General features: G+C 64.6%; 12 protein-coding genes. 3 read left to right on the plus strand and 9 right to left on the minus strand.

Annotated features, from left to right (window positions below):
• Nucleotides 1-242: 242 nt before the first annotated feature.
• Nucleotides 243-551, plus strand: coding sequence for a hypothetical protein (locus tag P6U25_RS22335; RefSeq protein ID WP_407146928.1), 309 nt, complete (start codon nucleotides 243-245; stop codon nucleotides 549-551).
• Between the two features lie 151 nt (nucleotides 552-702).
• Nucleotides 703-1,857 (plus strand): DUF2865 domain-containing protein, encoded by a 1,155-nt coding sequence (locus tag P6U25_RS22340; RefSeq protein ID WP_407146929.1) that lies wholly within the window; start codon nucleotides 703-705, stop codon nucleotides 1,855-1,857.
• Between the two features lie 66 nt (nucleotides 1,858-1,923).
• Here the strand turns inward: P6U25_RS22340 and P6U25_RS22345 are convergent, their stop codons facing one another.
• The 9 genes from P6U25_RS22345 to P6U25_RS22385 form a co-directional block, all read right to left on the minus strand.
• Complete coding sequence (locus tag P6U25_RS22345) at nucleotides 1,924-3,675, minus strand: NAD+ synthase (protein ID WP_407146930.1); 1,752 nt, start codon at nucleotides 3,673-3,675, stop codon at nucleotides 1,924-1,926.
• 45 nt (nucleotides 3,676-3,720) lie between these two features.
• The gene (locus P6U25_RS22350; protein ID WP_407146931.1) at nucleotides 3,721-4,074 is read right to left on the minus strand and encodes a diacylglycerol kinase; all 354 of its coding nucleotides are present in this window, start codon (nucleotides 4,072-4,074) and stop codon (nucleotides 3,721-3,723) included.
• A gap of 15 nt (nucleotides 4,075-4,089) precedes the next feature.
• On the minus strand, nucleotides 4,090-5,478 hold the full coding sequence (locus tag P6U25_RS22355) for a class II 3-deoxy-7-phosphoheptulonate synthase (RefSeq protein ID WP_407146932.1): 1,389 nt from the start codon (nucleotides 5,476-5,478) through the stop codon (nucleotides 4,090-4,092).
• 654 nt (nucleotides 5,479-6,132) lie between these two features.
• Entirely contained in the window at nucleotides 6,133-6,438 is a 306-nt protein-coding gene (locus P6U25_RS22360; protein WP_407146933.1) for a DUF2934 domain-containing protein, read from the minus strand.
• A gap of 212 nt (nucleotides 6,439-6,650) precedes the next feature.
• Complete coding sequence (gene mddA, locus P6U25_RS22365) at nucleotides 6,651-7,379, minus strand: methanethiol S-methyltransferase (RefSeq protein ID WP_407146934.1); 729 nt, start codon at nucleotides 7,377-7,379, stop codon at nucleotides 6,651-6,653.
• Nucleotides 7,380-7,803: 424 nt separating this feature from the next.
• Nucleotides 7,804-9,189, minus strand: coding sequence for a glutathione-disulfide reductase (gene gor, locus P6U25_RS22370; protein ID WP_407146935.1), 1,386 nt, complete (start codon nucleotides 9,187-9,189; stop codon nucleotides 7,804-7,806).
• A gap of 179 nt (nucleotides 9,190-9,368) precedes the next feature.
• Nucleotides 9,369-9,902, minus strand: coding sequence for a DUF2059 domain-containing protein (locus P6U25_RS22375; RefSeq protein WP_407146936.1), 534 nt, complete (start codon nucleotides 9,900-9,902; stop codon nucleotides 9,369-9,371).
• A gap of 23 nt (nucleotides 9,903-9,925) precedes the next feature.
• Nucleotides 9,926-10,624, minus strand: a complete 699-nt coding sequence (gene rpiA / locus P6U25_RS22380; protein ID WP_407146937.1) for a ribose-5-phosphate isomerase RpiA — start codon at nucleotides 10,622-10,624, stop codon at nucleotides 9,926-9,928.
• Between the two features lie 133 nt (nucleotides 10,625-10,757).
• Nucleotides 10,758-11,594, minus strand: a complete 837-nt coding sequence (locus P6U25_RS22385; RefSeq protein ID WP_407146938.1) for an SDR family NAD(P)-dependent oxidoreductase — start codon at nucleotides 11,592-11,594, stop codon at nucleotides 10,758-10,760.
• A gap of 73 nt (nucleotides 11,595-11,667) precedes the next feature.
• Between P6U25_RS22385 and P6U25_RS22390 the strand changes: the two genes are divergently transcribed.
• Complete coding sequence (locus P6U25_RS22390; RefSeq protein WP_407146939.1) at nucleotides 11,668-12,348, plus strand: HAD-IA family hydrolase; 681 nt, start codon at nucleotides 11,668-11,670, stop codon at nucleotides 12,346-12,348.
• Nucleotides 12,349-12,356 lie beyond the last annotated feature (8 nt).

Raw genomic sequence — 12,356 nt, forward strand, 5'->3', positions numbered from 1 at the left:
AAGACGGCCTCAGCCAGCGAATCGCTAGCTAATAATCTCGCGGCAAATGCTGCAGATGGCGAGGTGGCCGTTCATGGTTCCACCGTGTCTCATGGCCGCTTTGTGCCGTCAAGAGCCTGTTCTTGGATCGCTTGCACCTGTCCAGCAGCGAAAATCGCTCCAAGCCCCTCAAGGTTAATCATTATTAAGGATTCGGGCGTATCCGGTGATGCAACGGAGACCATCCGGTTCCCTTGTGCACCATGCGGTTCATTTCAGCATTCATCGCCTGCGCGTCCCTGCTCAGTGCCTCAGCCGCGCTCGCCGACAGCCGTGTCTTCATCATCGCCAACCAGGCCGATGGCTACGGTGTCGACCAGTGCCTGGCGCACGGTGACAAATGCGGCGCCTATGCCGCGCGCGCCTACTGCCAGTCACGCGATTTTGCACAGGCGACGAATTACCGCCGCGTCGAGCCTTCCGAGATCACCGCCGCGATTCCGGGCGCAGCCAGCGACAAATGCAACGGGAATAGCTGCGGCGACTACGTCGCCATCACCTGCCAGCGCTGAATGCGGGCCAAGCGGCTGGTCAAGCCGGGCTTTTTGCCACATCGGTGCCCCGGAAACGACGTGACGCTGCCCCGAGAAAAGGCTATTGCAGGCCCGCCTTGGCCGCACTTTGGCGTTTGCTCGCTGCGCGGCGTCGTTCTAATGGCCAGATATGCCCAAGACCTCCGATCTTCGCTTCTCCCGATGGCTTTTGACCTGCGCCGTTCTTGCCGGCATTGCCCTGCCCGCCTCCGACGCTTTCGCGCAAGTGAACCCGGGCCCGCCCGGACCGGCTCCGCAACAGGCGCAAGCCAACCCGATGTGCGCGCGGCTTGAGGGACAATTGGCGTCTATCGACCGCGGCGGCGGCAGCGGCGATCCGGCCAGGGAAGAGCAGATCCGCCGCTACCAGGACGCGGCAACCAGGCAGCAGGGCGAGCTTGATCGCGTGACCGCGCAGGCTCGCCGCATGGGCTGCGACAGCTCCGGCTTCTTTTCGCTGTTCAACAACAACTCGGCGCAGTGCGGTCCGGTCAACAACCAGATCCAGCAGATGCGCGCCAATCTCGACCAGATGACCGCCAATCTCGAGCGGCTGCGCTCCGGCGGGCTCGGCGGCGCCGACCGCGAGAACCAGCGCCGCTCGGTGCTGACCGCGCTGGCGCAAAACAATTGCGGCCCGCAATATGCGGCGGCCGCAGCGCGCGGCCCGGGCAGCTTCCTCGAGAACCTGTTCGGTGGCGGCGGCAACGCCAGCCCGGACCCGGAGATACCCCCGCCCGGTCCCGAATACGGCGCGCAGTCCGGCACCTATCGCACCGTCTGCGTGCGCACCTGCGATGGCGCTTATTTCCCGATCTCGTTTGCGACCGTGCAGGCGCGCTTCGCCGACGACGAGCGCGTGTGCAAGGCGCAGTGCCCTGCCGCTGAAGCGAGCCTGTTCGCCTATCGCAATCCCGGCGAGGACATCAACCAGGCGGTGTCGATCAGCGGTCAGCCCTACACCTCGCTGCCGAACGCCTTCAAGTACCGCACCGAGTTCAACCCTTCCTGCTCCTGCAAGGCGGCCGGCCAGAGCTGGGCGGAGGCGCTGAAGGGCATCGACGACAGGGCCAGTGTCGAGCAGGGCGACATCGTCGTCACCGAGGAGAGCGCGCGGAAAATGCAGTTGCGGGCGCAGCAGCAGGCGACGAAGTCCGGCAAGAAGGGTGCGCCAGCAGCGGCGCAGCAGCAGCCGGCAGCAGCGGACGCCACGGCTCCAGCCGTGCCGTCCAGCGACGGTCAGATCCGCACGGTCGGACCGACCTTCATTCCACCGAAGCACTAGATTCTTGTTTTGACGCGTTTTCTTCACGCGAACCGGTAGCCAATTCGCTCGAAAACGCTCGATGACTCAGCCCTCGAACGCCTCCGCCGACGCACGGCTGGTGCGCGCCACGAGTTGCTCGTCCGGCGCGGGCCAGACCTTGCCGGGATCGCGGAAGCGGTTGGTGATGGGATAGCGGCGGTCGCGGCCGAAATTCTTGGCGGTGACCTTGACGCCCGGCGCCGCCTGCCGGCGCTTGTACTCGGCGATATAGAGCAGGCGGTCGACGCGTGTCACCACGTCGCGGTCGAAGCCGGCGGCGATGATGGTTGCCAGCGGCTCCTCGCGCTCGACCAGACGTTCGAGGATCGCGTCCAGCACGTCGTAAGGCGGCAGCGAATCCTGGTCGGTCTGGTTCTCGCGCAATTCCGCGCTCGGCGGACGGGTGATGATGTTGACCGGGATCACCTCGCCCGACGGTCCGAGCGCGCCGTCCGGCTTCCACGAATTGCGCAGGGACGACAGGCGGAACACCTCGGTCTTGTAGATGTCCTTGATCGGGTTGAATCCGCCGTTCATGTCGCCATAGAGCGTGGCGTAGCCGACCGACATCTCCGACTTGTTGCCGGTGGTCACTACCATGGCGCCGGTCTTGTTGGAGATCGCCATCAACAGGGTGCCGCGGGCGCGCGCCTGCAGGTTCTCCTCGGTGATGTCGCGCTCCAGGCCGGCGAACGCCGGCGCCAGGATCTTCTCGAAGCCGTTCACGGCGTCGGCAATCGGCAGCACCTCGTAGCGGATGCCGAGCGCGGCCGCGAGCTTGGCGGCATCGTCGAGCGACACCTGCGCGGTGTAACGGAACGGCAGCATCACGCCACGCACCATCTGGGTGCCGAGCGCATCCACCGCGATCGCGGCGCACAGCGCGGAATCGATGCCGCCGGAGATGCCGAGCAGCACGCCCGGAAAACCGTTCTTGCGGACATAGTCGCGCAGGCCGAGCACGCAGGCCGCGTAATCCGCCTTGTCGCCCTCGACAAGCTCGACGATCGGACCATTGCAGCGCCAGCCGTCCGGCGTCTTGCGCCAGGACAATGTGGTGATGTTCTCCTCGAACGCCGGAAGCTGCGCCGCGAGCGAGAGGTCGGCGTTCAGCGCGAACGAGGCGCCGTCGAAGACCAATTCGTCCTGACCGCCGATCTCGTTGAGATAGATCAGCGGCAACCCGCTCTCGGTGACACGCGCCACCACGATCGACAGGCGGAGGTCGGTCTTGTCGCGGGCGTAGGGCGAACCGTTCGGCACGATCAGGATTTCGGCGCCGGTCTCGGCCAGGCACTCGACGACGTTCTCGTATTCCTCTGATTCCTCGAGCCAGATGTCCTCGCAGATCGGCACCCCGATCCGCACGCCGCGCACCGTTATCGGGCCCGAGGCCGGCCCGCGCGCGAACAGCCGCTTCTCGTCGAACACGCCGTAGTTCGGCAGGTTGGCCTTGAAGCGAAGTGCAGCGATACGGCCCTCGTCGAGCAGCGCGCAGGCATTGTAGAGCTTGCCGTCCTCGACCCAGGGCGTGCCGATCAGCATCGCCGGCCCGCCATCGGCGGTCTCACGCGCCAGCTCCTCGATCGCAAGCCGGCAGGCCGACTGGAACGCCGGTTTCAAGACCAGATCTTCCGGCGGATAGCCGGCGATGAACAGTTCCGAGAGCACCACCAGATCGGCGCCGTCGGCCTTCGCCCGCTCGCGCGCGGTGCGCGCCTTCGCGGTGTTCGCGGTGACGTCACCCACCGTCGGGTTGAGTTGCGCCAGGGTGATCTTGATCTGTTGTTCGCTCATATCCTTAAGTTGTCCTGCTCGAGGCCAAACTTCAATCTGCCCGGATTAGAACGCGCCCATGCGTTCGGCGAGGGCGAACAGCCAGAACAGCCCGGCCATGACCAGCGCGACGCCGACCGCGGCGGAGCCCATGTCCTTGACCCGCCCGATCTGCGGATCGTGATCCATGGTCAGGCGATCGGCGAGCTTCTCGATCGCCGTGTTGAGCAGCTCGATGACCAGCACCAGCACCACGGTCGCAACCAGCTCGACCCGGCGCATCATCGTGGCGCCGACCAGCCAGGCCAGCGGCAGCGAGAGCGCCAGCGCCACCACCTCCTCGCGTATCGCCTGCTCCGAGCGAATCGCGAAGGCCAGCCCGTTGCGCGAGTTGATGGTGGCTCGCCAGAACCTCAGCAAGTCACTGCCCCCAAATCACAGCCCCGCGACGGCCGGCATCGGCTTGGTCCTGCCGGCGCGTTCCTGCTTTAGAAGCTCGGCGATCAGGAAAGCCATGTCGATCGACTGTTCAGCGTTGAGGCGCGGATCGCAGACCGTGTGGTAGCGGTCGTTGAGATCCTCATCGGTGATGGCGCGCGCGCCGCCGATGCATTCAGTGACGTCCTGCCCGGTCATCTCCAGATGCACGCCGCCGGCATGCGTGCCCTCGGCGGCGTGGGCCTGGAAGAACGACTTCACCTCCGACAGCACGCGGTCGAACGGCCGGGTCTTGTAGCCTGATGTCGATGTGATGGTATTGCCATGCATCGGGTCGCACGACCACACCACCACGCGCCCTTCCCGCTGCACGGCGCGGATCAGGCCCGGCAGATGGTCACCGACCTTGTCGGCGCCGAACCGGTTGATCAGCGTCAACCGTCCCGGCTCGTTGTCCGGATTCAGCACATCGATCAGCTTCAGCAGCTCGTCCGGCTTCAGCGACGGACCGCATTTCAGGCCGATCGGGTTCTTGATGCCGCGGAAATACTCCACATGGCCGTGGTCGAGCTGACGGGTGCGGTCGCCGATCCAGATCATGTGGCCCGAGGTCGCGTACCAGTCGCCGGTCGTGGAATCGACCCGCGTCATCGCCTGCTCGTAGCCGAGCAACAGCGCCTCGTGGCTGGTGTAGAAGTCGGTGGCGCGCAGCTCGGGATGGCTTTCGAGGTCGAGGCCGCAGGCACGCATGAAGTTCAGCGCGTCCGAGATGCGGTCGGCCAGCTCTTTGTAGCGGCGTGACTGCGGCGAATCCTTCAAGAAGCCGAGCATCCACTGATGCACGCTGCCGAGATTGGCGAAGCCACCGGTCGCGAACGCGCGCAGCAGGTTCAGCGTCGCCGCCGACTGGCGATAGGCCATCAACTGCCGCTGCGGGTCGGGAATCCGCGCTTCGGGCGTGAACGCGATGTCGTTGACGATGTCGCCGCGATAGCTCGGCAGCTCGACGCCGTTCTGCTTCTCGGTCGGCGACGAGCGCGGCTTGGCGAACTGCCCGGCGATGCGGCCGACCTTCACCACCGGCAGCGCGCCTGCATAGGTAAGCACGACCGCCATCTGGAGCAGCACGCGGAAGAAGTCGCGGATGTTGTTGGCGCCGTGCTCGGCAAAGCTCTCGGCGCAATCGCCGCCCTGCAGCAGGAAGGCTTCGCCCGCGGCGACCCGGCCCAGCGCCTTCTTCAGGTTGCGCGCTTCGCCGGCGAACACCAGCGGCGGAAAGGTCGCAAGCTGGGCCTCGACGTCCGCCAATGCCTTGGCATCGGGATAGTCGGGAACCTGCACGACCTTCTTGGCGCGCCAGCTATCGGGTGTCCACCGCTCGGACATGAGGTCAACTCCTGAGCAAAAACCGCAAGTTAATCCACGGTCGAGGAAAGGCCCGGGTTATACACAGGCTCCCCCAACCCCGCTAGAAGGATTCCGGCAACTCCGTCAATCTCTTGCAGGAAAGGCCGGATTTGCATTTGTTGGATCATACCATGAATGCTCGAGGCCATCTCGGTTCTTCCGCGGGGAGCATCGCGACAGGTTGTGGCGCGGTGCGGCGGAGTGGATCGAGACGGAAGACTAAGCGCAGACCTCCGTCATTGAATCGCAAGCTCGCCCCATCTGTAGTGTCATCGCCCGCGCATGCGGGCGATCCAGTATTGCAGAGACGCCGGTGCTTGAGCCGAGAGGCCGCAGCGTACTGGATGCCCGCATGCGCGGGCATGACGACGGAGGATGTGCCCCGCATTCTCGCGGCAGGTTTCGCCCGAGGCTTGCGTCTCGTTTCGCCTTCTCCTCAAACAAAGGGCGCAGGGAAAGCCGGGCGGCACACGACGTGCGCTCTCCGCATTCGTAACAACGACAAGCGAACGCAAGTTGCGAGGGCGATGCCGTCATCGGTGATCTCGCCCCGGGACTACCCCTCTCCCTACCCTGACGAACGTACCCACCTCACCACGGACGCGGACGGCCGAGTCGGGAATGGCTACAATCTCAACTGCGGTGCTGGACCGCCTTTCTTGGCTTGCTGGATTTCCTCCAACGCTCCGCCTGATGGGAGGGCTCCTTCTGGCATTCGGCCACGTCGGAGGAGCCGTCTCGGCGGCCGGATTTCTTTGAGAGCAATTCCTTTTCGGCCTGATACCAGAGCACGTCCATCTTGCACCGAGGTTCGCCGGCAGCCTTCCAGAGTTCGTAGGCGCGGGTCCGGATCTCCTGCTCGGTTGGACCAGTCATGGATGGCCTCCCTCCTGAGAAATCGTTTGGAAATGCAATCGCTACCGCAACGACGTAGCTCATCTGCCGCGCTTTACGCCCGGAACACCCGGGATCGCCGCGCAGCTCTTGCTACGTAAGTCCAACTTCCAGCCCGCCGCGAGGTTCCTCGATCACTCTGCTGACGCTCTTTGGGATCGCAGCCGGCCGGGCGCGTCAGCATAGCACACCTATGGCAGGTCTGTCGCAGCCCGCGTCAGCATGGGAGCGGCTGGGTGCTGGCGCACCGTCCGATCTCAGGTCCCTTTCGGGGGCATCGGGATAATCATCGACACACGCTGCTGGTACTCGACATAAGCCTGGCCGTGGAATTTCACGAGGTCGCGCTCCTCCAGCAAGATGCCGATCAGGATGTAGCAGGTCGTCGCGACTGCAAACAGCAGATGCCCGACCGTCATCGTCGGAGTGGACCAGAAGGCCAGCATAAAGCCCAGATAGATCGGATGGCGAACGAACCTGTAGAACAGCGGCGTCTTGAAGCTCGGTGACTCCGCCACCTTTCCTTGCGAATGGGCGTAGACCTGCTGAAGCCCAAAGAGATCAAAATGATTGATCAGGAACGTGCCGAGCAACACGATGCCCCACCCGATCCAGAAGATGGCTTGCAGGATCGCAACGCCGGCCGGGGCGCTGACGGTCCAGACCTCGGAGGTCAGCGGACGCCATTGCCAGAACAACAGGATCAAGATCAACGTGGCGAACAGCACATATGTGCTGCGCTCGACATAAGCCGGTACAAATCCGGTCCACCATCGCTTGAAGCCCTGCCTGGCCATGACGCTGTGCTGGACCGCGAACAGACCGAGCAGCACGAGATCGACGACAAATGCTTCCGTGGTCGAGGCGGCTGCACCGCCATGATCGATGGATTTGGGAACGACGATATTCCCGACGAAGCCGATGGCATACAGGAACGTCAACAGAAATAGGATGTAAGAAAGCACTCCATAAACCAGCGCGGCCATGAGTCCCTCCCGTGTCGCCGGGCAGCACCCTTGCGCACAACAAGTGCCGCATCGAGGCTGCACCGTCGCCATCATAGGACAACGGAACCGGCACGCCAATCAGCCCGCGGCGAGTCGGCGGGGTAACTCGAACGGCTGTAGCGCGATGCGATTAGGTTGAGCTGGAGGAGCACAACCGAGGCTCACCTCTCCCTCGGGAGAGGTCGGCGCGTGGCGCCGGGTGACGGTTACGGTCTCTCGTGAGTGTGAAAGGCCCTCACCCGATTTGCTGCGCAAATCGACCTCTCTCCACTGGGGCCACCGGGGAGAGGTGAAGCGAGTCCGTAGCCGAACCAATTCGATCCAAATTCATCTGCCCTGAACGTCGCCGGGCTCGGAGAAGTCGCGCACAGTTTTCAGGTCTTTCAGGCCGCGAGGGCGCACCCTACTCCGCCGCCTGCCGGACGTGGCGCGCGGTGGGGCTGCGCATCGTCACCAGCTCTTCGGCGGCTGTCGGATGCAGCGCCATCGTGGCATCGAAATCGGCCTTGGTCGCCTTCATCTTCACGGCGATCGCGACGACTTGCGTGATTTCGGCGGCATCATCGCCGACGATATGGCAGCCGAGCACGCGGTCGCTTGTGCCGTCGACCACGAGCTTCATCAGCACGCGGGTGTCGCGCCCGGACATCGTCGCCTTGATCGGACGGAAATCGGTCTTGTAGATGTCGACGTGGCTGAACTGCGCCCGCGCCTCTTCTTCCGTGAGGCCGACGGTGCCGATCTCGGGCTGTGAGAACACCGCAGTCGGGATCGTCGCGTGATCGACCTGCACAGGCCGCTTGCCGAACACGGTGTCGGCAAAGGCGTGCCCCTCGCGGATCGCGACCGGCGTCAAATTGGTACGGTGGGTGACGTCGCCGATTGCGTAGATGTTGTCGACCGAGGACTTGGACCAGCCGTCGACCTGGATGCCGCCGTTGGCCGGATTGATGGCGACGCCCGCCGTCTCGAGGCCGAGATTGGCGACGTTGGGATGCCGGCCGATCGCGAACATCACCTGGTCGGAGGCGATGCTTGAGCCGCTGGAGAGATGCGTGGTGAACCCCTCACCGTGCTTGTCGACCTTCGTCACCGTGCAGCCGGTGATGATGGTGATGCCACGCTTCTCCATCTCGGCCCGGGCATGCTTGCGCACGTCCTCGTCGAAGCCGCGCAGAATGTTGTCGCCGCGATAAATCACGGTGACGTCCGAGCCGAAGCCGGCGAAGATGCCGGCGAATTCCAGCGCGATATAGCCGCCGCCCTGGATCACGATGCGCTTCGGCAACTCCTTCAGGTGAAATGCCTCGTTGGAGGAGATCACGTGCTCGATGCCGGGAATCGCCGGGCCGTGATTGGGCGCGCCGCCGGTCGCAATCAGGACGTACTTCGCCGTGACCTGCTCGCCGGTCGCGAGCCTGAGGGTGTGAGCGTCTTCCAGCACCGCGCGGGTCTTCACCACCGTGGCGCCGGATTTCTCGACATTGGCGGTATAGGCGCGCTCGAGGCGGGCGATCTCCTTGTCCTTGTTGGCGACCAGCGTCGCCCAATCGAAGGAGACCTGCCCGATGCTCCAGCCGAAACCGGCTGCGTCCTCGATCTCTTCATGGACGTGGCTGCCGATCACGAAGAGCTTCTTCGGCACGCAGCCGCGGATCACGCAGGTGCCGCCCATCCGATACTCTTCGGCGACCATCACCCTGGCGCCATGGCCGGCCGCGATGCGGGCGGCGCGAACCCCGCCCGAACCACCACCGATGACAAACAGGTCGACGTCGAAATCAGCCATGGTCAAATCTCAGTTTCAGCAACTCCGCCGGAAACCGGCTCGCACAACTCGCTCTCCTCATCCTGAGGAGCCCGCGAAGCGGACGTCTCGAAGAATTGAGGCCGCTGGTGGAGGCCTCATGGTTCGAGACGCATGGTCCGCGCTCCTCACCATGAGGAGGCCCAATGGCATGGCGCGCTTTAGATGTCCTTGCCGCGCTTCTTCATTTCGGCCTTGAACTGGGCCGCGACGATCACGCCGAACTGCTGCGCCCATTGCTGCATATAGTTCAGCGAGTCCGTGATTGCCTTAGGCTCGGAGGTCAAAAGTTTCTGACCGAGCGGCGACTTGTAGAACGCCACGAGGTCCTTGAGCTCCTGCTCGGTGAACTCGCTGGCATAGATTTGCGCCATGCCCTCGCCGATCTCCTTCTCACGGCCGGCCATGTTCTTGGCGACGATGACCGCGACCTCGTCGAGATCCTTCTGGTAGTTGAGATATTGTTGCAGCAGACCGGTCTTGGTCTTCTCGACAATGCCCGGAACGGCGCCCGCATACATGGTCGCCACGTTCTTGAGCGCCAGGATCTCCTTGGCGTAGGCGATCGCCGCGGGCGAGGACTGCTTGACCTTCGGCGGCGCGGGCTGCTGCTGCTGCGCCATGGCCGGCGCCGAAGCCAGCGCCAATCCGACCGCAAGGGTCGCAGCCGACAAAAGTCCCGAGAAACGCTTCATTCCAAGTCTCCTTGCTTGCGGCGTCATCGCCGTTCAACAACCCGAATTCCCTGCGCGCCGGCCAGAACGACACCGCTCGCGAGCCCAATGAACAAACCATGCTCCACCACGCCCGGGATCACGCTGAGCAGACCGGCCAAGCGCGGCGGATCGCCGATCCGGCCAAGATGGGCGTCGACGATCCAGTGGCCGCCATCGGTGACGAAAACGTGACCGTCCTTGCCTTTGCGAATAACCATTTCTCCGGACACGCCGGCCTTTGCGAAGGCGTGCGCCATCGCCGCCCTGGTCGCGGCAAGCCCGAACGGAATCACCTCGACCGGCAAGGGAAAGCGGCCGAGCGCCTCGACCCACTTGCTGTCATCGGCAATCACGATCATGCGATCGCTGGCGGCCGCGACGATCTTCTCACGCAACAGCGCGCCGCCGCCGCCCTTGATCAGGTTGAACGCGGGATCGATCTCGTCGGCGCCGTCGACGGTGAGGTCGAGATGATCGATGTCGTCCAGAGTGGCCAGCGGGACACCGCAGCGGATCGCATCCGCGCGGGTTGCCTCCGAGGTCGGCACGCCGACGACATTCAGGCCGGACCGCACCTTCTCGCCGAGTAGTTCGACGAAATGCTTGGCGGTGGAGCCCGTGCCGAGCCCGAGCTTCATGCCGTCGTGCACCTCGTCGAGCGCGCGCGCCGCCGCCTGGCGTTTCAGTGCGTCCATGTCCACGTGCCGAGCCCCTATGTTCTGCGCCTTGCCGGCGGGCATGCCATCCGCCCCATCCGGCGGGCGCATATCTAGCGTCGTTTTGTGGGGAGGAATAGCACCATCAACGGTCCGTCAGACCTATTGCCGAGACCGGCTATTGGTCGGAAAACGCATCGATTGCGGCCAGAATCGTCGCAAAACGGTCTTCGACCTCGGCCCGCATGCCGGGATGGGTGAAAATGTAGAGCCGATTCTCGCGGATCGCGGAAACAACTCGCGCCGCCACCACCGCAGGATCGAGCCCGGCCTCAAGCTGCTGCGCGATCTCCGCGACCATCGCGGCCGCCGGCCCGGTGGGATCGAACTCGGGGGTCGGCCCGTACCGCCGGGGGCGGTTGCGCCCGCTCTCGCCGATCCGGGTGCGCACATAGCTCGGGCAGAGCACGCTGACCCCGATGCCATCAGGCGCGAGCTGCCAGGCGAGTCCCTCGGACATGCTGACGACGGCGAACTTGCTCGCCGAGTACGGGCTGAAGCCGAGCCCGGCATTCATCCCGCCCATCGACGCGGTGTTGACGATATGGCCGCCTTCGCCGTGCCGGCGGATATGCGGCAGGAAACTCTTGATGCCGTGCACGACGCCCATCAGGTTGACGTCGATCACCCAGCGCCAGCTCTCGATCGAAATCTGCTCGATGCCGCCGCCGGCGGCGACGCCGGCATTGTTGCAGAGAACATGGACATTGCCGAAGGCGCGGAACGCGGCGTCTGCTGCGTCATCCATGCTGACGGGATCGGCGACATCACAGACGACGCCACGGACCTCCGCTCCGGAGGCGCGCAGCGCCTCGACGGCCCGGTCCAGCGGCGCCGATTCGATGTCGGCGAGCATGACTTTCATGCCTTCGCCGGCAAAGGCCGTGGCCAACGCCAATCCGATGCCGCTGGCCGCACCGGTGATAAATGCGGTCTTTCCAGCAAGTTGCCGCATCGCCGCCTCCCTTTTGCGACGTCCCAGCATCTACTCTTGCATCACGGCGCGCCGCCCGATAGCCAAATGCATCATGCCCGCCTCATCTCCCCCCATCATTGTCTTCGATCTCGACGGGACGCTGGTCGAGACCGCTCCAGACCTGATCGGCGCACTCAATTACGTGCTCGACCGGGAGGGCCTGCGGCCGGTGCCGTTCACCTCCGCGCGCAACATGATCGGCGCCGGCGCACGCAAGCTGATCGAACGCGGGCTGGAGGTGGAGGGACGCGCCGTCACCACGGCCGAACTCAACCGCCTGACGACGGATTTCGTCGATTATTACGCCGAGCATATTGCCGACGGCTCGCGGCCATTCGACGGGCTCGAAGCCGCGCTCGACAGGCTCGACGCGCAGGGCCATCGGCTTGCGGTTTGCACCAACAAGCTCGAATGGCTGTCGAAACTGCTGCTCGACCGGCTCGGTCTGAGCCCGCGCTTCGCCGCGATTTGCGGCGCCGACACATTCGGCGTGGCAAAGCCGGATCCCGCGTTCCTGCGCGAGACCGTCGCGCGCGCCGGCGGTCAGCTCCCGGGGGCCATCATGGTGGGTGATGCTGGGACCGATGTCGGGGTGGCGCGGCGCGCCCAGGTTCCGGTCATCGGGGTCGATTTCGGCTATACCGACGTACCGATGGCGGAGCTCAAGCCGGACCGGCTGATCAGCCATATGCGCGACCTGCCGGACGCCGTCGCTAGCCTGACGAGGCCATAAAATATGTC

Source organism: Bradyrhizobium sp. ORS 86 (genome assembly GCF_045571475.1).
Lineage (GTDB): Bacteria > Pseudomonadota > Alphaproteobacteria > Rhizobiales > Xanthobacteraceae > Bradyrhizobium.